This window comes from Rhodococcus opacus (assembly GCF_012396235.1).
GTDB classification, from domain to species: Bacteria; Actinomycetota; Actinomycetes; order Mycobacteriales; family Mycobacteriaceae; genus Rhodococcus_F; species Rhodococcus_F opacus.
Genome location: NZ_JAAXPA010000030.1, coordinates 1 through 20,233 on the forward strand (window position 1 = coordinate 1; position 20,233 = coordinate 20,233).

The 20,233-nt window shown below is 65.8% G+C and carries 17 protein-coding genes and 3 pseudogenes; 9 read left to right on the forward strand and 11 right to left on the reverse strand.

Going from position 1 to position 20,233, the window contains the following annotated elements:
- Window positions 1-158: 158 nt before the first annotated feature.
- The 4 genes and pseudogenes from HGB39_RS30180 to HGB39_RS30195 all read right to left on the reverse strand — a co-directional run bounded on the left by HGB39_RS30180 (window position 159) and on the right by HGB39_RS30195 (window position 4,676).
- Window positions 159-2,399 carry an NADP-dependent isocitrate dehydrogenase gene (locus HGB39_RS30180; protein ID WP_005568105.1) on the reverse strand — a complete coding sequence of 747 codons (2,241 nt, stop codon included), beginning with the start codon at window positions 2,397-2,399 and terminating at the stop codon, window positions 159-161.
- Window positions 2,400-2,724: 325 nt separating this feature from the next.
- A complete protein-coding gene (locus tag HGB39_RS30185) occupies window positions 2,725-3,597 on the reverse strand; it encodes an LLM class F420-dependent oxidoreductase (protein WP_005568103.1) in 873 nt (290 codons plus the stop codon).
- Window positions 3,598-3,654: 57 nt separating this feature from the next.
- Window positions 3,655-3,863: pseudogene (locus tag HGB39_RS39135) on the reverse strand (MmgE/PrpD family protein); the annotation flags it as partial.
- A gap of 471 nt (window positions 3,864-4,334) precedes the next feature.
- On the reverse strand, window positions 4,335-4,676 hold the full coding sequence (locus tag HGB39_RS30195) for a YciI family protein (RefSeq protein WP_005568102.1): 342 nt from the start codon (window positions 4,674-4,676) through the stop codon (window positions 4,335-4,337).
- A gap of 240 nt (window positions 4,677-4,916) precedes the next feature.
- Here HGB39_RS30195 and HGB39_RS30200 point away from each other — a divergent pair, with 240 nt between their 5' ends.
- Entirely contained in the window at window positions 4,917-5,441 is a 525-nt protein-coding gene (locus tag HGB39_RS30200) for an Rv2253 family sensor-like surface protein (RefSeq protein WP_005568100.1), read from the forward strand.
- Between the two features lie 354 nt (window positions 5,442-5,795).
- Window positions 5,796-6,395: a VOC family protein gene (locus tag HGB39_RS30205; RefSeq protein ID WP_005568098.1), complete on the forward strand. Its 600-nt coding sequence runs from the start codon at window positions 5,796-5,798 to the stop codon at window positions 6,393-6,395.
- A 488-nt stretch (window positions 6,396-6,883) separates the two neighbouring features.
- On the opposite strand, the gene HGB39_RS30210 is transcribed toward HGB39_RS30205, so the two are convergent.
- A complete protein-coding gene (locus HGB39_RS30210; protein WP_005263790.1) occupies window positions 6,884-7,162 on the reverse strand; it encodes a hypothetical protein in 279 nt (92 codons plus the stop codon).
- Between the two features lie 1,162 nt (window positions 7,163-8,324).
- Between HGB39_RS30210 and HGB39_RS30215 the strand changes: the two genes are divergently transcribed.
- The 3 genes from HGB39_RS30215 to HGB39_RS30225 all read left to right on the forward strand — a co-directional run bounded on the left by HGB39_RS30215 (window position 8,325) and on the right by HGB39_RS30225 (window position 11,770).
- The gene (locus HGB39_RS30215; protein WP_064080656.1) at window positions 8,325-9,272 is read left to right on the forward strand and encodes a hypothetical protein; all 948 of its coding nucleotides are present in this window, start codon (window positions 8,325-8,327) and stop codon (window positions 9,270-9,272) included.
- Window positions 9,273-9,729: 457 nt separating this feature from the next.
- Window positions 9,730-11,202: an aldehyde dehydrogenase family protein gene (locus HGB39_RS30220; RefSeq protein ID WP_005573453.1), complete on the forward strand. Its 1,473-nt coding sequence runs from the start codon at window positions 9,730-9,732 to the stop codon at window positions 11,200-11,202.
- Window positions 11,203-11,272: 70 nt separating this feature from the next.
- Window positions 11,273-11,770 carry a hypothetical protein gene (locus HGB39_RS30225; protein WP_005573454.1) on the forward strand — a complete coding sequence of 166 codons (498 nt, stop codon included), beginning with the start codon at window positions 11,273-11,275 and terminating at the stop codon, window positions 11,768-11,770.
- Between the two features lie 33 nt (window positions 11,771-11,803).
- Here the strand turns inward: HGB39_RS30225 and HGB39_RS39140 are convergent, their stop codons facing one another.
- Window positions 11,804-12,016 carry a PDZ domain-containing protein gene (locus HGB39_RS39140; RefSeq protein WP_005573455.1) on the reverse strand — a complete coding sequence of 71 codons (213 nt, stop codon included), beginning with the start codon at window positions 12,014-12,016 and terminating at the stop codon, window positions 11,804-11,806.
- A 354-nt stretch (window positions 12,017-12,370) separates the two neighbouring features.
- Window positions 12,371-13,246: pseudogene (locus HGB39_RS30235) on the reverse strand (NADPH-dependent oxidoreductase).
- Between the two features lie 133 nt (window positions 13,247-13,379).
- Between HGB39_RS30235 and HGB39_RS30240 the strand changes: the two are divergent.
- From HGB39_RS30240 to HGB39_RS30255, 4 genes and pseudogenes are all read left to right on the forward strand, one after another.
- Window positions 13,380-14,126, forward strand: a complete 747-nt coding sequence (locus HGB39_RS30240) for an SDR family oxidoreductase (RefSeq protein WP_005569307.1) — start codon at window positions 13,380-13,382, stop codon at window positions 14,124-14,126.
- Between the two features lie 293 nt (window positions 14,127-14,419).
- Window positions 14,420-14,663 (forward strand): annotated as a pseudogene (locus tag HGB39_RS40000) (RNA polymerase subunit sigma); the annotation flags it as partial.
- Window positions 14,647-15,699: an anti-sigma-D factor RsdA gene (locus HGB39_RS30250; RefSeq protein WP_168442977.1), complete on the forward strand. Its 1,053-nt coding sequence runs from the start codon at window positions 14,647-14,649 to the stop codon at window positions 15,697-15,699. The pseudogene HGB39_RS40000 and the gene HGB39_RS30250, both read left to right, overlap by 17 nt.
- A 421-nt stretch (window positions 15,700-16,120) precedes the next feature.
- Window positions 16,121-16,393, forward strand: a complete 273-nt coding sequence (locus HGB39_RS30255) for a hypothetical protein (protein WP_005260568.1) — start codon at window positions 16,121-16,123, stop codon at window positions 16,391-16,393.
- Window positions 16,394-16,821: 428 nt separating this feature from the next.
- On the opposite strand, the gene HGB39_RS39690 is transcribed toward HGB39_RS30255, so the two are convergent.
- The 4 genes from HGB39_RS39690 to HGB39_RS30275 all read right to left on the reverse strand — a co-directional run bounded on the left by HGB39_RS39690 (window position 16,822) and on the right by HGB39_RS30275 (window position 20,190).
- Window positions 16,822-17,145, reverse strand: coding sequence for a DUF202 domain-containing protein (locus HGB39_RS39690; RefSeq protein ID WP_005563914.1), 324 nt, complete (start codon window positions 17,143-17,145; stop codon window positions 16,822-16,824).
- Window positions 17,136-17,588, reverse strand: coding sequence for a YidH family protein (locus HGB39_RS40005; protein ID WP_312029819.1), 453 nt, complete (start codon window positions 17,586-17,588; stop codon window positions 17,136-17,138). The genes HGB39_RS39690 and HGB39_RS40005 overlap by 10 nt, the downstream gene beginning before the upstream one ends.
- Window positions 17,492-18,811 carry an alkyl sulfatase dimerization domain-containing protein gene (locus tag HGB39_RS30270; protein ID WP_005563918.1) on the reverse strand — a complete coding sequence of 440 codons (1,320 nt, stop codon included), beginning with the start codon at window positions 18,809-18,811 and terminating at the stop codon, window positions 17,492-17,494. Before HGB39_RS30270 ends, HGB39_RS40005 begins: the two co-directional genes overlap by 97 nt.
- Before the next feature lie 143 nt (window positions 18,812-18,954).
- Window positions 18,955-20,190, reverse strand: a complete 1,236-nt coding sequence (locus tag HGB39_RS30275) for a PucR family transcriptional regulator (RefSeq protein ID WP_005563920.1) — start codon at window positions 20,188-20,190, stop codon at window positions 18,955-18,957.
- Between the last annotated feature and the right edge of the window lie 43 nt (window positions 20,191-20,233).

Here is a 20,233-nt window from a genome sequence, read left to right on the forward strand (position 1 = left end):
TCGCAATGCCCTGTCCGCCGCCCACTGCCGCCTGGCACCCACCGGCGCCTGAGACATCTGCTTGTTGCTGTATCCCATTGCACACCTCCGTGATCGAGGTGTTGCATCGACCGGTTGAGCCCGCCCAGTTCACGAACCGGCGGTTCAGTGGTTCGGGCTCACTGTTGCGCGGCCGCCAGCGTGGTGTTCAAAGTCTTGCTCGGCCTCATCACGGCGTCGGCCTTCTCGCTGTCCGGCTGGTAGTAGCCGCCGATGTCGACCGGCGACCCCTGAACCTCGATGAGCTCCCGCACGATGGTCTCCTCGTTTTCGGTCAACGCCTCGGCAAGCGTGGCGAAACGTTCCGCCAATTCCTTGTCCTCGGTCTGCGCGGCGAGTTCCTGTGCCCAGTACAACGCGAGGTAGAACTGGCTGCCCCGGTTGTCGAGCTCGCCGGTCTTGCGCGACGGGTTCTTGTTCTCGTCCAGCAGCTTGCCGGTCGCCGCGTCGAGCGTCTTGGCCAGGATCTTGGCGTGCTCGTTGCCGGTCTTGATGCCGAGATCTTCCAGGCTGACGGCCAGTGCCAGGAACTCACCGAGCGAATCCCATCGCAGGTGATTCTCCTCCACCAGCTGCTTGACGTGCTTGGGCGCCGACCCACCGGCGCCCGTCTCGTACATGCCACCGCCGGCCATCAGCGGCACGATCGACAGCATCTTGGCGCTGGTGCCGAGTTCCAGGATCGGGAACAGGTCGGTGAGGTAGTCACGCAGGATGTTGCCGGTCGCGGCGATGGTGTCCATGCCGCGGATCAGCCGCTCCAGCGTGTAACGCATCGAGCGCACCTGCGACATGATCTGGATGTCGAGGCCCTCGGTGTCATGATCCTGCAGGTACAGCTCGACCTTCTTGATCAGCTCGTTCTCGTGCGGGCGGTACGGGTCCAGCCAGAACAGCACCGGCATGCCGGAGTTGCGTGCCCGGGTGACCGCGAGCTTGACCCAGTCGCGGATCGGCGCGTCCTTGACGGTGCACATGCGCCAGATGTCACCAGCCTCGACGTGCTGGGTGAGCAGCACCTCACCGGTCTCGACATCCACGAAGTTGGCGTCGCCGTCCTCCGGAATCTCGAAGGTCTTGTCGTGCGAGCCGTACTCCTCGGCCTTCTGCGCCATGAGCCCGACGTTGGGGACAGTGCCCATGGTCGTCGGGTCGAACGCGCCGTTGGTCTTACAGAAGTTGATGATCTCCTGGTAGATCCGCGCGAAAGTGGATTCCGGCATCACCGCCTTGGCGTCCTTGAGTCGCCCGTCGGCGCCGTACATCATGCCGCCCGAGCGGATCATCGCGGGCATCGAGGCGTCCACTATGACGTCGCTGGGCGAATGGAAGTTCGAGATGCCGCGGGCGGAGTCGACCATGGCCAACTCGGGACGGTGCTCATGGCAGTCGTGCAGGTCCTGAATAATCTCCTCGCGCTGCGTGCTCGGCAGTGTCTCGATCTTGTCGTAGAGGTCGACGAGGCCGTTGTTGACGTTGACGCCCAGTTCGTCGAACAGCTTCTGGTGCTTGGCGAAGGCGTCCTTGTAGAAGGTCTTCACCGCGTGGCCGAAGACGATGGGGTGCGAGACCTTCATCATCGTCGCCTTGACGTGGAGGGAGAACATCACGCCCGTCTTGCGCGCATCCTCCATCTGCTCCTCGTAGAAGTCGAGCAAGGCCTTCTTGCTCATGAACATGCTGTCCATGATGTCGCCCTCGCCCAGGGTCAGCCCCTCCTTGAGGACGATCGTCTCGCCTCCGTCGGTCACCAACTCCATCCGGACCGTGCGCTGCCGGTCCAGTGTCATCGACTTCTCGCCGTGGTAGAAGTCGCCGTGCCGCATGTGCGCGACGTGACTGCGCGAGGCCATCGACCACTCACCCATGCTGTGCGGGTGCTTGCGGACGTACTCCTTCACCGCCCGGGGTGCGCGACGGTCGGAGTTGCCCTCACGCAGGACCGGGTTGACCGCACTGCCGAGGATCCTGCCGTAGCGCTGCCGGATATCGCGTTCTTCGTCGGTCTTGGGGGCTTCCGGAAAGTCCGGAATCTGGTAGCCCTTGCCCTGCAGTTCCTTGATGGCGGCCAGGAGCTGCGGCACAGACGCGCTGATGTTCGGCAGCTTGATGATGTTGGTCTCGGGCAGTTGCGTCAGCCGACCCAGCTCGGCCAAGTTGTCCGGGACGCGCTGCTCTTCGGTGAGGCGGTCGGGGAACTCGGCCAGGATCCGCGCCGGTACCGAAATGTCGCTGGACTCGACCTCGATGCCTGCGGCACCGGCGAAGGTGCGCACGATCGGCAGGAAGGCGTAGGTCGCGAGTAACGGCGCCTCGTCGGTCAGCGTGTAGATGATGGTTGGATGCTTATCGGCGCTCATGGTTGTTCTCCCGCGTCAGTTCGTTCCGAGGTCGATAGGCTCCTCGTGAGGCTATCGGTCTCGCGTCGAGTCCAGGTTAGGTGCGACATCATCAGAGCATATTCAAGCGCCCGATTTTGATTCACTTCGACCACTTTGGTTCACCATGCGAACACTCCGCGGTTCACGTGCGCATCGGTCGCGTTCGCCGGGACCAGGCTGCGCGCCTCGACGTCCGGTTTCCGTCCACCATCGGCCTCGCCGAAGCTTCGCCACCATGCACTCCGCCGAGGCCTGGCGGCGCTACCGCGGACGACCGGATCAGGCGATCCGTGCGTCGGAGGGGTCACCAGTTCGCGATCACCGGAACCACGCGCTCGCCCAAGATCTCGAGGGGCGTGATCGACGCGACGTCCGGCACCCATCCGTGAACGTGGGTGACTCCCAGCTTCGACAAGTCCTCGAGCTGACCCAACAGTGTGTCCACGTTCTGTCCGCCCGCACCCGGGTCGAGTGGGAACATCACGGTCTTCTCGATGGCGTCATAGTCGGTTCCGAGAGCGTCGCAGTGGCTCTTCAACACCTCCAGCTTATGCGCGACCTCGGGTCCGCCGAACAGGTTGCAGGCCTGTGCGTACTGTGCGACCAGCCGAAGCGTCTTCTTCTCACCCCCGCCGCCGATCAAAATCGGCGGGTGTGGGCGCCGCAGCGGCTGCGGCACATTCAGCGTGCGGCCGAGCTGGTAGTGCGCCCCCTCGAACGGTCCGTCGTTCTCGCTCCACATCTGCAGGCAGATCTGCAGTGTTTCCTCCAACCGTTCGAAGCGTTCGGCCGTGGGCGGGAAGCGGAGCCCGAGTCCCACACTCTCGTCCTCGTTCCAGGCGGCGCCGATTCCCAGGTATGCCCGACCCTTGGACAGGACGTCGAGCGTGGTCACGGCCTTGGCGAGAAGGCCTGGCTCGCGGTAGACAGTCGCGGTGACCCAGGCCAGCAAGTCCACCTTCTTCGTGACGGCAGCGAGGTAGCCGAGAGTGGTGTAGGCCTCGAGCATCTCGGTGTCGATCGGTCCCACCGGTTCGATCTGCCAGAGATGATCCATGACGCTGATCTTGGCGAAACCCACGTCCTCGGCGGTGACGGCAATGCGAGACAAGTCGTGCGCGAGGGTCGACGGTCCGTCCGGAAAGGTGAAGTCGGCGATGTGCAGTCCAAGTTCCATAGCCCCACGTTAGGCTTGTTGCCTACGACTACCCAGGGATCGTCGGTACCACCTTGGCCTCGCGACAGCCTGATCGATGGTCTCGGTGTCGAGTCCGAGTAGGGTTGCGATTCCAGTGGCTGCGGACGGTCCGAGGTGTGCGACGTGGTCGATCCTGTACTCGCGCAGCCAGTTGCACGAATGAGGGCGATCTGGATCTCCCATCCAGTGGCCGGCCCGTGAATCAGATCCCGGCCGACGCGTCCTGGGTGCCGCGCGACAGCGAGGAAAGTCGAGGTCGAGGATCTCCTGCTCGGTAGCATCCCCCGAATGGCGCTCACCTGCAGGCGAATTCGATGAGCGTCCCGCCGAGAGTTCAGCATGTTTGCGCTTGCGGTCGACTTCGATCCGGACGACGACGTCCGAGAACGTGCCCGCATCGGGTGCTCGCGGACAAGGGAGACCAGTCGAGAGGAACCGGATGTGGCCGCGACGCTCCCCGAGCGTGACGACCAGATCGCTCACCCCCGCAGGAATCCACAGCCGGCCTATCGAGTTCGGCCACGAGCAAAGGAGCGCTACACGGCTCACGGCGAGTGATGGACCTGGCCCCGGAAGTCGACGTGAACGGATTGAACGCCCCGAGCGAGCCGGTCGCGGTGCACGTGGCGGCGGTGCGGGTCTTGCCCCGGTGGATGGTGGGGCGGGAAGGGGATCTGGCCGAAGCCGAATGCGATTGCCTGGGAGGTCGAACCCCGTCAGCTGGCGGGATCGTAATGGAACGCGCGCACCTCCTGCGCACACCGGCAGGCAACCGCGATCTTCGCAGCCCATTCCAGTGCCGACTCGCGGGAGGGTAACTCCAATATCGTGTAGCCGCCTTCGAGCTGCTTCGTCTGCGGGTACGTGCCCTCCGTCACCGTGCCATCCCCATCGACCAGGACAGGCGGAACGCTCTCGTCGATTCCACCGCCGAACACCCAGACGCCGGCGTCCTTCGCCTCCTCCACCACCGCATGCGACGCATCCGACGCTGCCTGCAGATCCTCGTCGGGAAAGTTCATGGCACCGCTCGGGAACGAGATCAGGTACTTCGTCATCGCGCCGACTCCTTCTTCGCACGTCAGGGATCGGACCCATCCTCGCCGACACGGGCCGGCGCGCACAAGACTCGCCCGCCCACCCCAACGGGCGGAACAGGGCCGTCTCCACGACCGCGCTCACCGCGCCCGAGCGCCGGTTGCTTTCTGCGTGTCCAGGGTGTCAGCGTGTCAGCAGTCGTTCGCGTCGGCCGGCCCATACACCCCGTACACCGCCGAAGCCTGTGATTCAATCTCGTCATGCGCAAGTCATTGCTGCTAGTCGCGTTGATCGCGTCCGGGACAGTTGTCGGGGCCATGCCCGCGGGGGCGGCACCCACGCAGCCGTCCTGGTCGGGCGAGTACTCGGTGAAGCGTTTCGCCGCGACGAAGGACGGTACGAGTTTGGCCGCGCGGCAGTGGGAGCCCGACTTCGCCGATACGTACAGATTCGAGACGAGTTGCACGGACGACGCCTGCGTAGCGACCGTGATCGATGGGCCAACGCCAGCCAACCCGACACTGCCGCAACCGCCGCAGTACACCTGGGACGGGACCAGCTGGGTCCATACCTACGACTGGGAGTGGGACTGCTACCAAGGCGAGGGTGTGCCGAAGGTGTGGGCACCGGCGCACTCGGTTGCGTACTACACACCGCAATCCGACGGGACGCTGACCGGTTCCTGGCGTACCGATATCGACAGCGGCCCGTGCGAGGGCTCGGTGAGCATGGAGGTCGCGGCCTACCCCGTCGAGCCGCCTCCCGGACCATTCGGCAGCAGTTGACAGGCGCAATGTCCTCCGTGACGATCGCGCCGCCTATCTCACCCTTTCAGGTCGAACCATGTGGTCGGCCTGCAGCGGCGTCAGGAGCCGTTGATCACCAAGTCCAGAAGCCAGACCAGCCACGGTATGCCACCCTCAATTGGCAACTCCCACGACGCCCCCGGCGTTGTACCCGCTCCGCGCCGTGCTCGTCGCGCAGCCGCACGCCACCCCCACCCTCGACCTCGATATGCAGGCGCTAGGAAATCGGATTTCGCGCGCACCCTCGGTGCACTCACGCTCATGCAACTACGGAGCGCAGACTGATCAGGAATCGAGAAGCGCCTACCCAAGGGCCGCATTAACGTCACTGGCATGAACATCGAATCCCTCACCCTCGAAACCCCCGACCCCACCACGGTGAAAGCCTTCCACGCCGCACTCGGCATAGATGAACGCATCAGTGCCCGCGACACGGACGCACCGACCACCGGCTTCCGCGGTTACACCCTCTCGCTCGTCGTGTCCCAGCCGAACATCGTCGACGCCTACGTCGGGGCTGCCCTCGAAAATGGCGGCACCACAATCAAACCGGTCAAGAAGAGCTTGTGGGGGTACGGCGGTGTCGTGCAGGGCCCCGACGGAGCGCTCTGGAAAGTCGCGACTTCGTCGAAGAAGAACACCGGGCCGGCCACACGGCACATCGAGGACCTCGTCCTGTTGCTCGGCGTCGAAGACGTGAAGGTCAGCAAGCAGTTCTACCTCGACCACGGGCTGGAAGTGACACGAAGCTTCGGTCGCAAATACGTCGAGTTCGCCACCGGCCCGAACGTCAAGCTCGCGCTCTACGGGCGCCGTGCCCTCGCGAAGGACGCCGGCGTCTCCCCCGACGGCACGGGCGCCCACCGGATCGTCATCAGCGGCGACGCCGAACCCTTCACCGACCCCGACGGCTTCACATGGCAGACAGTGTGATCGGGGACCCCTCACCGCCACCGCGGCAGGGTATCGACACCGACCACCCCACTCATCCAGTTGGGCCACCACGGGAAGAACATATGTGATGTGGCTCACATCGCTGCGACGCGACCGGCTGGCAGATCTACCATTTCCTCGCGCCAGTACACACCCAGTACCGGTCGCCGATGCAATCCCCAACGCCCGGGAAGACATTGGCCAGGCACACCACCCAGGCACACCGGCGTGGATCCAATCGTCCGATGGAGAGCGCGGCGACGCCCTGTTGCACGTCCCGGCGAGGCCCGGCCGGAGCGGAGAACACTCCGACCGGGCCGCTTCGGCTCACCGGGCGCTTCGCCGCACTACCGGACGATCTCAGGACGCGTATGTCAGGGCAGCCGAGAGGTTTCAGATTCCCGTGCGACGCGAGGCTCGGGCTCGATGTCGACAGCTCAGCCGCAGCAGCGAACCAGAAATCGCGCGGTCCCGGGTCCGCGCCGCCCTCACCCGATACAGACCAGGACGCCCACGACCACTACTGCGACAAGCGAGGCGCCGCCGCAGATCAGCCACGCCCGCGTTGCGAGCTGCCGCCACTGATCGCACCGACCCGCCACTTCCGCGACCGCGACCGATCGCCCCAGGTCCGTTTCGAGCGCCTGCGACTCCGAGAGGCGGCGGGCCTTCGCATCCGCCCGTACCGCCACGCCGAACGAGACGGGGACCACCAGCACCGCAATCACGAGTAGGCCAACCATCGCACCCATACCCGTCCCAAGCATTCCAGTTCCTTCCACACCACACGACGCCCGTCACAGGTGCCGTTCACCGATCACCCGAACCCACGGGCTCACCCCCCGTCAGCTATATCGCCGAACTGCCACCTGGTGTTGCACTCCGAATGACCGACACCAGCGAACGACCACAAGCCACGCGCGCCTACACACCCGGTACGGGGAAGTTCCACATCGCCAGGACAATTACGCCCATGACCAGTCCGGCGCACGCAATGGTGCCAACGACACTGACACGCAACGCATCCAGTAGATCGGACCCCAGTTTCTTGCTGATCCGTGCCATTACACTCTTCCTTCACGTGCCGAGATTCTGGCCGCCGGGTCGATGACGGTGCACCACATACACTCGTCCGACTTCGACACCTACACAACGGCCGAATCACCTACACCCATACCCGCTTTTGGGTCCCAGACAGGGGTATTGACCACACCTCATTCCCGACCACCACGCTTCGCGAGAAATTATGTGGTGTTCTTCATCACACCCGGGCGGGGATCTACTCGGCCGATGGTCGTCATCGACAATGGCCTGCAAGTAGCTCGTTTCCGCAGAACAGCTCCGAGCGACATCCGAACATGCTGTGGGAAAGCATGTTCGGCGGTTCATTACGTAGAATTCTCGCCTGATCAATCGAGAATTATCGGCCGATACCGCAGACTCATGCCAATCGGAACTCGGCAGCGCCAACTAATTCACACATGCGCCGTGGACGACCCCGAAACTACACCTACTGGTCGGTAATGATGAGGTGAAGAAATTTGCACAATGGCGTGGATCACACTCTCTGGACTTCCATGCCCCGGCTCACGAAGATCACTAATGCGCCGCTCGTTACTACGCGCGGTTTGTCCGTGTAGCGCCCCTGCCAGCTGACACCGATCGCTGGCGGGGGCTGCGCTTGGCTGCGCCACAAGATATCCGGCGTCGCCTCGCTCCCCGACTCCACCATTGCCGGCGCGATTCCTGGCCTACTTTCCCAGCTACCGAACGAGTCACCCTCGCCCGCAATCGCGTCCTGCTCACCCCTGCCCGGATACCGCCGTGCCTCGCGCCCAACACTCCCGTCCACGTTTGCCCGGTACACCGCCGGGGGATGCTCCGGGGAAGGACGACCCCGTCGTCGAATCACGCGAGAGAGGCAGTCCGATGAACACTGTCACGACCGGCATCGTTGCAGGTGCCGCAGGCACCACGATCCTCGACGCCGTCACATACCTGGACATGGCGATCCGAGGCCGCCCCGCAAGCACCGTTCCGGAGAAGACGGTCGAGTCCGTTGCGACCGCTCTGGGCGTCGCGATACCGGGACGCGGTGACGTGCTCGCGGCCCGGCGGTCGGCGTTCGGGGCGCTCGGCGGGATCGCCGTCGGCACCGGACTCGGCGTGGCCGCCGCCCTCGTCCGCCGGGCCGGCGCCCGCCTGACCCCGGCTGCCGGAACGATCGGGATCGGTCTCGCCGCGATGGCAGCCACCGACATCCCGATCGCCATGCGCGGCATCAGCGACCCGCGACAGTGGACCGCTCAGGACTGGCTCAGCGACCTCGTGCCGCATCTCGTCTACGGCGCCACCGTCACCACAGTCCTGCGGCAACAGGACGAGGCGACGGGGAACCGCAGGGAGCCGGGGGCGGAACGGTCGAGCACTGTCCGGTCGGCCGTGATCGGCGTGGCCGGCGGTCTCCGCAGTTCCACCGGCATCGCGGCGGCACTGCTTTCGGGTGCCCCCGGCTCGGCACACTGGTCCCGCCTCGTCGGTGCGACGGCGCTCGTCGGCGGCGAACTGGTCGCCGACAAGAACCCGAACGTACCGTCGCGCCTCTCCCAGCCCGCGCTCACCGGACGACTCATCGCAGGCGGAGGAGGCGCCGCGGCGCTGGCCCGCCGCGACCGTGCCGACACGGCGTCGGCCCTGATCATCGGAACCGTCGGCGCCCTCGCCGGCTCCTACGGCGGCGCGTGGTGGCGGCAGTGGGCCGGCCGGCGGATGCCGGACTGGCAGGCCGCGCTTGCGGAGGATGCCGTGGCGCTCACGATGGCGGCGGCCGCACTCCGACGGCCCGCGCGGTCCTCGTCGGTGAGCGCGTCGAGTTGACGCTGCGCCATCCGCCGCACAGGGCTCGCTTCACGGTCGATCGTCGATATCCCACATCGTGACGTTGGCCCCAGACGATCATTCGTGCGAACGGAACTGACCGGCATTCGGCGCTGGAACCAACAGCTCGACACCGTAATTCCGTTCTCGGGAAACATCGTTCGCCGATCAGCGGGGCTGGATCGACCGCCTCGCATTCCTGACGCTCGACCCCGACATCGCGGTTGTCCTCCGATTGGGGGACACGTATTCATCCCCCAGCGGGGCCCGGTTGGCGGACAGACGGCAGAGCTGCGGCGGGTCATTGTTATTCAGACGCCGGAAACACTCCGACGCAAACCCCGGGAGGACAGGACTCCACAACACGGGACGCCATCGCGGCTCACCCGCACGGTCACCAATGCGCTACCCACCCCACCCCTTCTCACCTTCTGCAGAAACCGACCAAAGGACCACCATGGAGAACACCCAGAAGCTTTACATCGACGGCGAGTGGATCGACCCGATCGGGACCGACACGCTCGACGTCGTCAACCCTGCGACAGAAGAGATCGTCGCCACCATCGCGCTGGGCGACGAAAAGGACGTCGACTGCGCCGTCACGGCCGCCCGCAGAGCGTTCGACGGTTACGGGTCGACGACACGCGCCGACCGGATTGCGTTACTGGATCGGATAATCGAGGTCTACGGGCGACGGATGGCCGAGCTGGCATCGACGATCACCCAGGAGATGGGAGCACCTACTTCACTGGCCACGACCGCTCAGGCACCGTCCGGCCTGGTGCATCTCACCGCAGCCGTCGATGCGCTCCGTGAGTTCGAATTCGAGGAGAAGATCGGCACGACGACGGTGGTGTACGAGCCGGTCGGCGTGTGTGCGTTCATCACACCCTGGAACTGGCCCGTCAACCAGATCGCCGCGAAGGTTGCGCCGGCGTTGGCCGCAGGCTGCACGATGGTGTTGAAGCCGTCCGAGATCGCGCCACTCAATGCGATCATCTTCGCGGAGATACTTCACGAAGCAGGAGTCCCTGCGGGAGTTTTCAACCTCGTTCAGGGTGACGGACCTACCGTCGGAGCCGCACTGTCGAGGCACCCCGACATCGACATGGTCTCGTTCACCGGATCGACGCGTGCCGGCGTCGAGGTCGCTCGGAACGCTGCGACAACGGTCAAACGTGTCACACAGGAGCTCGGTGGCAAGTCGGCGAACATTGTGCTGGACGACGCGGACTTCGAAGAGGTCATCACCAGAGACGTTGTAGGCGTGGTGGTCAATTCGGGCCAATCCTGCAATGCCGCCTCGCGCATTCTGGTTCCGTGGGACCGTATGGACGAAGCGATCGCGATCGCGAAGACCGCCGCCGCGTCGATCGTCGTCGGACAACCCGAGTCCGAGAGAACGACCGTGGGTCCGCTGGTGTCACAGGCACAGTTCGACAAGGTGCAGCGCCTGATCCAGATCGGCATCGATGAGGGCGGCACGCTCGTCGCCGGTGGAGTCGGTCGCCCGGCGGGACTGTCCACCGGCTACTTCGTCCGGCCCACCGTCTTCGCGGACGTGACGAACGATATGACCATCGCGCGCGAAGAGATCTTCGGCCCGGTCATGGTGCTGATCGGCTACGAGGACGAGGCCGCCGCAATCCGCATCGCGAACGACACCGCGTATGGGCTGTCCGGGATGGCCTCGTCGAGCGATCCGGAGCGCGCGCGGAATGTCGCGCGGAAGTTGAGGACGAGAATGGTTCATCTCAATGGGGCTCCGCTGGCCTTCGATGCTCCGTTCGGAGGCAACAAGCAGTCAGGCAACGGCCGGGAGTTCGGCAAATTCGGCCTGGTGGAGTACCTCGAGGCCAAGGCGATCTTCGGCGACAACGTCGAACCAGATCCGGCCGTGAACAGCACCCGCCAGAGTGCCCGGGAATGAGTAACGCGGAGGCGGCGGGATGTGAACGCGGGTCTTCGGCCCGAAAGCAGGAAGAGACGGGAGACTGATCGTGAATGCGATCATGTGGATGGGCGTGGCCGGAATCGTGGGCACGGCCCTCTCACCGTGGATCACCGAACGGCTGCGCAGCAAGACTGCGCGCCGAGACCAACTCGTGAAACTGCGGCTCGCGATCTACGCCGACCTGTTGCGAGCGACGGCCCGCCTCGCCGCAACCGCAACGACTTCGGCTGCATCGCACCCGAATGACGCGGACGAGATCGGCGGCGACGAGTTCGATTCCCTGCTCAGCCAGGCGCGGGTCGTGGCCAGCGATGACGTTTACCGACGACTCAACGAGCTGTCGCAGCTCACTGGGACGTTCAACCGGCACCTCGTGAAGACCGAGCCGCGCCCAGTCTTCCCCCACCGGCAACACCTGCACGATGGCGCAGTGAACGACCCGTTGCGCCTCCAGCATCGAAGAACACTGACCGATATCGCGGGCGGTATCGCGGTGGCTCACGGGAAAGTCCAGGACGCGATCCGGCACGAGATGAATCGGTGACCGTCGATCGGATCCCACGTCGCTGTGTGGTCATCAGGCCGCGAGCTCACGAGGACGAGCGAACACGTCCACCAGCGCACCGTTGCGCCACACCGTGATCTCGATCTGCCGGTCGATCGCATCCTCGACCATCAACCGCTGGACGGCAGTCGTCGTCACGATCGGCTTGCCGTCGAATTCGACCATGATGTCCCCGCGCCGCAACCCCGCCTCGGCGGCCGGGCTTCCCGGCGAGACACCGGCCACCTGCAAACCAGTCTTCGACCCGATCCGCCCCTGCAGCTTCGGAGGCAGCGGACCTGCATGCCCGCGATCCCCAACCAGGCCCGACGCACCCGCCCCGCCGATACCAGCGCGGCGATGATCTGCCTCGTCGCGACGGCCGGATGGTGGCCGTCACGCACCGAACCGGGCGCGGCCCCCGCCACGCGATCAAGGCTCTGCCGACACCATCAGAGACAGCGGATCGGATAGCGGAAGGCGCCGGCGCCCGTTGAGCGGTGCGGGCGGCGACGGCGGAGGCTCGCGCGTGCGAGGCGATCTGCCGCGTTGCCTCCGTAGGGACACCCACCGGCATTTCCGCCTCATGGCGGCCGGACGCTAGCGAAGTGGGAACCCGAGACGGATGAGCGATTCCTTCAGCCGATCCCGCCCGTTCAGCCGCGCCGCGGACGCGAGTCGGTCCAGAACCTTTCGATCCAGGAATGGTCGAGCTGCTGCGCCGAGTAGAAGGCGGCGATCCGCCCCTCGTAAGCGTCGACGTGGTCGCGCTGTGCGGGCAGGTCGTACTTCTCGTGGTGCAACACCGCCGCTCGGGGCAGCCGCGGTTTGATCTGGGCGTCGGCGTCCGGATGCGGATGTCCGACGACGAGCCCGAACACCGCGAACACGTGAGGAGGCAGGCCGAGTTCCGCCGCGACCTCCTCGGGGTTGTTGCGCAGCGCCCCGATGAACACCGTTCCCAGCCCGAGCGACTCCGCCGCGGTCACGGCGTTCTGCGCAGCCAGGGCTGCATCGATGAACCCGATATAGGTGCTCTCGACGTCATCGGCTCCCTCGATCGGAGCGCCGCGGTCGCCGGCGAGCTGGCGGACTCGGGCGAAGTCGGCGAGCCAGACCAGCAGGACGGGGGCCTCGACGATGTGGGCCTGCTCGCCCGCGAGCGCGGCCAGACGAGCCTTGCTGTCGGGGTCGCGGACCGCGACGACACTCCATGCCTGGAGGTTCGACGACGTGGCGGCCGACTGCGCAGCCGAAACGAGGACGTCGAGCGTCTCGTCGGTCAGCGGATCGGGTAGGTAGCGGCGAACCGAACGGTGCGAGTGCAGGGCTTCCAGAACCGGATTCCACTGCGCGGGCTCGGTGAGGGCGGGGTCCCAGTAGCGCTGCTGCAGCGCCGTGCGGGGTGCGATGTCTGCGATGGTCACCCGGGACAGGAAAGCCGACCGCCGTCCCCCACTCCAGTGTTAGGCGCACCGTGATTCCTGAGATCCTCCGCGACCCCGTCGACAACCGCGAACGGAACGCGTGAACAGCCACAGCGAGGCCGCCGATAGGCGACAATTCGGGGGCTGCCGACAGCTGTCCGGGAACTACGTTATGAAAGGGAGTGGTCGTGACTGAACGGGTCATCGTGGTGACGGGTGCCGGATCGGGAATCGGGCGGTCCATGGCGACCGGACTACTCGATGCCGGACATCACGTGGTGCTGTCGGGACGGGCGCAAGACAAGTTGGACGAGACAGCGGACGGTCACGAACACGCGCTCGTGGTGCCGGCCGACGTCTCGTCGCCACAGTCGGTGCACAGCCTCTTCGCCGTCGTGGCCGAACGGTTCGGCCGTGTGGACGTACTCGTCAACAATGCGGGCACCTTCGGCCCTTCCGGCGCGGTGGACGAGATCGACCCGGAAGACTGGGACCGGACGGTGGCCACAAATCTCACTGGGGTCTTCCTCTGCTCACGCGAGGCCGTGCGAATGATGAAGACGCAAACACCCCGCGGCGGACGCATCATCAACAACGGCTCACTGTCCGCGCACACGCCACGACCCGCGAGCGTCGCCTACACGGCAACCAAACACGGGGTGTCGGGGTTGACCAAGTCGATCGCGCTCGACGGGCGCGACCACGACATCTGCTGCACCCAGATCGACATCGGGAACGCCGCAACCGCCATGACGGCCGGCATCGGCCAGTCCGCCCGCCAACCGGACGGATCGATGCGAGCGGAACCCACCTTCGACCCGCGGTACGTCGCGGACGCGGTGACCCGACTGGTGGAACTCCCCCTGGACGTCACCGTGCCGACGTTGACGATCATGGCCGCCGGGATGCCGTACATCGGCCGCGGCTGACCGCGCGGACGGTCAGCGACGCTGGTCTGCCCAGTCGAGGTGCGACAACTGCTGACCTCGCCGAGTACCGGCCATCAGTGGGATAATCCACGTAGGAGAATCGTCCACTCCGAAGACGATGCCGCTGCAAAAACGTCGACCCCGGCCCAGGGCCTCAGGACCGCCCGAGTGCGCCGGGGTCGGCCCAAAGAGGACGGGTGTGGTCGTGCGGCAACCGACGGCGTGCGGACCACACCGGAACCCACAACCGACGTGGAGCTCCGATTTCTTGTCGCTTTTCTCTGACGTGCGGTAACAAGTCGGAGCCCGTCACCGACGTAGTAGATGTCGTAGTCAACGATGACGGACCCGAACAGCGGGCGCTGGACTCGAAAGGCGAGCAGGCAGATGAACGAACTGCTGAGCACGCTGCCGGAAGAGCACCGGGAGATTTTGATCCTCCGCCTCGTGGTCGGTATGTCAGCCGAGGAAACGGCCCCGGCCGTGGGTAGTACCAGTTCCGCGGGGGTGACGAGGGCAGGTGAGAGGTTTGGCTAGGAGCAAGCGCAACGGCAATCCCGATGCCGATCTCCCAGGAGACGACGCACCGGTGGACGTCGCGGCAGTGCGCCGCGACGACGCTTTGATCGACGCGATCGCCGGTGGCGGTCCTGTCGCGACGGATTCGCCGGAGCAGTACGAGCTCGCGCTTCTGCTGACCAATTGGCGCGCCGACATCGTGGCGACGCCGATGCCGACCGGGCCGCTGCTCGACGACGTGATCGCGGCGATCGACGCCTCGGACGCCCGTTCCGCACGCAGCGCTGCCCGCGGCAAGCTCCGCTTGTTGCGACCCATCGCCGGCGCTGCCGCCGCGATCGCGGTCGTCATAGGTGGCGTCACCATCTTCTCGTACAACGCCGCACCCGGCGATCCGCTGTGGAGCGTCAAGTCGGTCGTGTTCAGCCAGCAGGCCGATTCGACCGTCGCGCAGATCGACACCACGTCGCAGCTGCAGGAGGCCGAGCGGCTGATCGCCGCGGGCGACGCGGAGGCGGCGAAGAACCTGCTCGAGGGCGCCGCAGACCGTTCCGGCGGGGTACGCGACGCCGACCTGCGCAACGAACTCGACGTGTGGCGTGCGAAGCTCGCCGCGGAGGTCGAGAAGATCGCTCCCACCACGCCGCCCGCGACGACGACGCCCGGTACCACCACCACCGACGCGCCGACACAGACCACCGAACTGCCGGCCATCGTGCCGGGGACACCCGGTTCCACGACCGCGCCGGGAGTCGAGCAGTTGCCGGGAACCCTGCCCACGGATCTGCAGCTTCCCGGACTGCCGCCCACTTCACTGCCGCCGCTACCCACGACGACGCTGACGCTCCCGCCCGAGACCTTGCCGTCCACCAGCCCTGAACCCACCATCACGATGGTCCCGCCTCCGCAGCCGCCCCTGCCTGTCCCTTCCGACAACCCGACCACCCAACCGCCCCCGCCGTCGGACAACCCGACCACCCAACCACCCACCCAGCAGCCACCGCCGCCGGAGCCTTCCTCGGCACCGCTCCCGCCGCCAGGCCCGACCAGCTGAGAATTCGGCGGCCATACCGCAACGGCACAATCGCCCCACTACGGATCATCGTCACCATGAACGACACAGCTATGCAGCTGGGCATGCTCCCCGCTCGCACCCGGAAGCACCGAAGAAAACGTCATGGTCGGCATGCACAAACTCAGATCCCGCTTCACCCGCTCCTGAACACGGCACACCCCCTCAGCCCCGGGACGTGTCGACTTCCCCGGGCAGAGCTGTCACCACGACCGCATTTCTTGCCGAAGTGCTATCGAGCGGGCCGCCCTACACGACACAGCTCAGTCATTCACAACAGATGGAGTGATCGCATGACCGAGGTCGACCAACCGACAGCCCGCGTGCAGCAGCAGCTCGGCCGTCTGACCGACGAGCAGCCGCCCCTCACCAACGCCGCCGCGGTGCTCTGGGACGTGATCGTGTGAGCACGCCCGCTGATCTCGACGAGCAGGTAACCGAGGTCCGGGATGCACTGCACGCTCTCCGTCGAACCCTCCTCGACCTCGAGCGCACCTACGCAGACCTCGATGCGAACACGCTCGACGTGGACGCACTCGGCGACCCGACCACCGCACCGGAAGCGTTGGAGAGCGCCGTCGACGCCCTCCGCGCCGCTCAGGACACACTCGGAATCGCTGACGCCGACCTCGATGTAGCGAAGCGACACACCTCACGGTTGAAAACGCGCGAATGACCGCGGCCACCGGCGGTGTGCCCCCGGTCGACACGCCGCCACCCGGGTAGGCGCACCGCAGACGTCGGTGCAGCCGAGCGCCTCCGCGGCTGCGGCGAGACGGCGTTGCAGGCCGGGATGCGCGAGCGGTTTCGACGTGGCCGGCCGGTACCGACGCCGGTACAGCAGCCCATCGAGCCCGGGATGTGCGGCCGCAATGGTGCGGGCCTACCGCTGGGTGATGCTGTGGTGGGAACGTTCGTCGACGGCCGGAGGGTGTGGGAGCCTTCGCGCCACTTACACTGCTTCCCATTCCATTTGGGCGATCACATCTCGCGCGGACTCGACGTCGCCGCCACTGGTGAGCCAATCGATGACCGACACTGGGCTCCCCGCCGAGGAGTCGACCCGGACCGAGGTGTGCTTCGAGTTGTCGTTCGAGAGTGCGGCTATCGGTCGAAGGCGGCGGTCGCGGCAGCGGCGACCGCTGTAGCCGTGAGGAGTAGAGCTACCAGCAAGGCATGGTGTCGGGTCATACCGTGACTCCCCCGCTGCAGCGAACGGCCTCGTCTGTGGCTGATGTGCGTGATCACGAGTAGCAGCACCGCCATCGGTACCAAGGTGAGCGATGCAGCGCGGTCACCATGGGCGGTGGGAATGTGGAGGAGCGCCACCGTCGTCGCGGCGGCGGAGAGTGTGGTTCTCCGCCAGGCCAGCGCGGTGCGGTCTGGTTGTAGTCCCGGATCCCGGTCAACGGACCCGATCACGACCACAATGCCGCTCCGGCGGCGAGGAGCGTGAGGATCCCCAATCCGAGAGCGAGAGCGGGCACGAGGACGGAGCCCGGAAGTGGCAGGTTTCGCCTGATGGCCGACTGCGCGGCCTTCCAGCGCAGATACGCGCCGGAGGCGAGGACGGTGGCCAGCCCGAAACACACCATCGTGATCGTCATCTGCAGTGCCCACGAGGGCAACGCAAGTAACTGGTGGGCAGCCACACCTGCCACCAGGAGCGCCATCGCGGTGCGGATCCATGCCAGGTAGGTGCGTTCGTTAGCCAGCGTGTACCGGTAGTCCGGTTCCTCATCCGCCGAACTTGAGTCCGCTGGTGGACGGGAGGTCAGAATGCCCATCGCGCGCGGCCGGCCGTTTTGGCTTTCAGTTCGGTCGCGTGGTCGCTGCCGTCGAGGAAGGCCCGCGATTCCGCCACTGCCCATCCGTAGACGCCTTTCGCCATAGTGGAAGTGGCGCCTTGTTCCAGCTGGCCGAAGACGTCGACGCGGACCTGATGCGAGTCGCGGTTCTGCGGATCGGCATCGGTGGCCATCTGGGCGAAGTGTCCCGCCAGCCGGTGTTCGCCTCGTGCCAGTAGGGCGCGCGCCCGCTCGGCCAGTTGGGCGGCGCCGCCGCCGAGGTCCGCGATCTCACGGGCGAGGTCGGCGCGGGGGGCGGACTTGAGGTTGGCGGGGTTGCCGTCGTACCAGCCGCCGTAGAGGCGCCAGACGTTGCGAATGACGAATTCCGGTTCGTCGTAGGAGGGGGCGAGGTAGGGCTTGCGGAGGAGTTCCGCGGGGGCGGTGACGCTGTGCACGACCTCGTCGAGGGTCGCTCCGGCGTTCATCATCTCGAGGGTGCGGCCATGCAGGATTTCCAGGAGTTCGGCGGCGTCGGTGAGGGTGGTGCGGATTCGGTCGGCGCCGAGGACGGGGAGCCCGTGTCCGGGGAGGAGGATTTCGGCGCCCAGGTCGCCCATCCACCGCAGGGTTCGGGCCCATTCGTGTGCGAAGCGTTGCACCTTCTGCGGGTTTCCGGCATTGGGGCTGGCCCAGATGAAGAAATCACCACAGCACAGGATCTTGCGGTCGGGGATCCAGGCGATCGTGGCGTCATCGGTCTCACCGCGGGCGTGATGAAGTTGCACCTGCAGGTCGTCGACCGTGAGGTCGGTCTGGTCCGTGAAGGTGACGTCGGGGTACCGGTATTCGGCCGGCCACATAAGGTTCGGTGCCTGGAATTGGCGTTGGTTGATGATGCCGTTGTAGCCGCGGGTTTTCTTGTAGCGGTCGAACCGGCTGATTACGTTTTCGTGTGCGAGGACCGTGGGGCGGGTCCAGCCGCGCTCGCGCGCTTCCGTGTCGAAGGGGTCCATGCCGAAGACGTGGTCGACGTGTCCGTGCGAGTAGACGGCCGTGTGTACCGGTTGCTCGGAGATTTGTCGGGTGGCTGCGAGCAGGTCTTCGGCGGTGCGGCGGTCGCCGGTGTCGTACACGAAAAGGCCAGTATTGGTGGGAAATACGTAGACGTTGCCGAAAGCCGGCCACATGTAGGCGCCTTCCGCGATGTAGTGCATTCCCTCCTTCCGGAGGTCTCCGTGGTGGTAGGCGTTCTGGTTGGCTTCGCCCTTCCAGACCTTGTCGGCGTAGTCGATGATGTCCGTCATGTGGCGCTCTCCTCGGCTTGGCTGTCGGACCGCGACGCTGCGTTGTCCCGTGCGCCTCATTCTGTGCACCGGCCATCCGCCGAACAATCGTCTGTGCGCACACCCCTGCCGGCCCCGGTCTGTGACCGATCACAGATTCACTTTCACTGCGGGTGGTCAGCCTCCGTCTCGGGGTCGTCGGTGGCGGCGCTGACCGCGACCGCAAGAGTAAGGAGCTCCGTGGTGATGTGTACGTCGAGGCCGGTCAGCTCGCGGACGCGGTTGAGCCGGTTGTCGACGGTATTGGGGTGGACCGTCAGGGTGTCCGCAGTGGCGCGCCGGTCCAGGTTGCTGGCCATATAGACCCGGAGGGTGTGCACAAGGTCCGGGCGCGATCGCATGGAGGCACAGCGGTCCAGCAGCACCGGCAGCGACGCACTGGGGTGCGCAAAATGGTGTGCGAGTGCGACATCGGTCATTCGGCTGACCGTGCCGGTGCGGCCGGACCGGATCGCGATGTCGAGTACCTCGGCGGCCGTGGTGCCCGCTCGCGGAAGATCGGTGATCGAGGTGGCGTTCTCGATCGCGATCGTCACCGGTGCGCCACTGACCCTTGCGAGGTCCACGGCCAGCGGGTCGAGAGCGCCGATCGGTGGATGCATCACGATCCGAGCGTGCCGAGGTCGGACATCGATGAGCCACAGGCCGGGGACCGCTCGGGCCAGGTGGGCGCGGATCGCACGGACCTTCCGTGTGGCCGCGAGCGATCGGGCGTTGCGGTCGCCGGATCGCTCGGCGGGGGTGTCATCGATGTGCAGCAACATGATGTTCGGTTCGGCAGGGATGGAGTCGGGGTCGTCGAACACCCACTCGTCGCCGCGCAGGAGAGCATCGATGATGGGGGTGTGGTTGCGGTCTTGCGCCGCAATGAGGTCGTGAGCGTGGATCTCGTACGCGGAGACAACCTCTCGTAGGATGCGGTCAAAGGTGGTATGGGCGCGGCGGAATGCGAACCAGAACAGTCCGTGGTCGGTGCCCAGTTCGCGTTCCAGTTCTTCGGCGAGTACGTCGAATCCGGCCTGCCAGCAGCGCATGTACTCCCGTAGCGGCAACCCTTCCGCGACTCGTTCGGTGCCGCGTTCGATGTTTTCGCGCATCGTGTCGGAAACGTCGATGGACTCGTCGGTGACCGACCGCAGGCACACCTCGAGCATCGATCGGACGGTGTGGGCGCTTTCTCGGTGCAAATGTTCGGGCACCGCGGTCTGCGTGTAGAGCGGAGAGGCTGCGATGTAGCGGTCGATCGTTGCCCGCGCCATCCGCGGAATCGACCGGCGAATGCGGGCGATCCTGCCGTGCAGATCGTCTTTGGTTGCCTCGTCCGTGGGCGCGGTACGCATCGAACGCCTCCTTGGTGTGACGGGTCACACACTGCCGACGTGA

Bases quoted from the DNA above. Each gene is read 5' to 3' on its own strand.
- HGB39_RS30270 (WP_005563918.1), bottom strand. From the start codon at position 18,811: ATGACGGACATCATCGACTACGCCGACAAGGTCTGGAAGGGCGAAGCC.
- HGB39_RS30205 (WP_005568098.1), top strand. From the start codon at position 5,796: ATGAACATCGAATCCCTCACCCTCGAAACCCCCGACCCCACCACGGTG.
- HGB39_RS30275 (WP_005563920.1), bottom strand. From the start codon at position 20,190: ATGCGTACCGCGCCCACGGACGAGGCAACCAAAGACGATCTGCACGGC.
- HGB39_RS30200 (WP_005568100.1), top strand. From the start codon at position 4,917: ATGCGCAAGTCATTGCTGCTAGTCGCGTTGATCGCGTCCGGGACAGTT.
- HGB39_RS40005 (WP_312029819.1), bottom strand. From the start codon at position 17,588: ATGGGCAGTGGCGGAATCGCGGGCCTTCCTCGACGGCAGCGACCACGC.
- HGB39_RS30220 (WP_005573453.1), top strand. From the start codon at position 9,730: ATGGAGAACACCCAGAAGCTTTACATCGACGGCGAGTGGATCGACCCG.
- HGB39_RS30185 (WP_005568103.1), bottom strand. From the start codon at position 3,597: ATGGAACTTGGACTGCACATCGCCGACTTCACCTTTCCGGACGGACCG.
- HGB39_RS30195 (WP_005568102.1), bottom strand. From the start codon at position 4,676: ATGACGAAGTACCTGATCTCGTTCCCGAGCGGTGCCATGAACTTTCCC.
- HGB39_RS30210 (WP_005263790.1), bottom strand. From the start codon at position 7,162: ATGCTTGGGACGGGTATGGGTGCGATGGTTGGCCTACTCGTGATTGCG.
- HGB39_RS30215 (WP_064080656.1), top strand. From the start codon at position 8,325: ATGAACACTGTCACGACCGGCATCGTTGCAGGTGCCGCAGGCACCACG.
- HGB39_RS30180 (WP_005568105.1), bottom strand. From the start codon at position 2,399: ATGAGCGCCGATAAGCATCCAACCATCATCTACACGCTGACCGACGAG.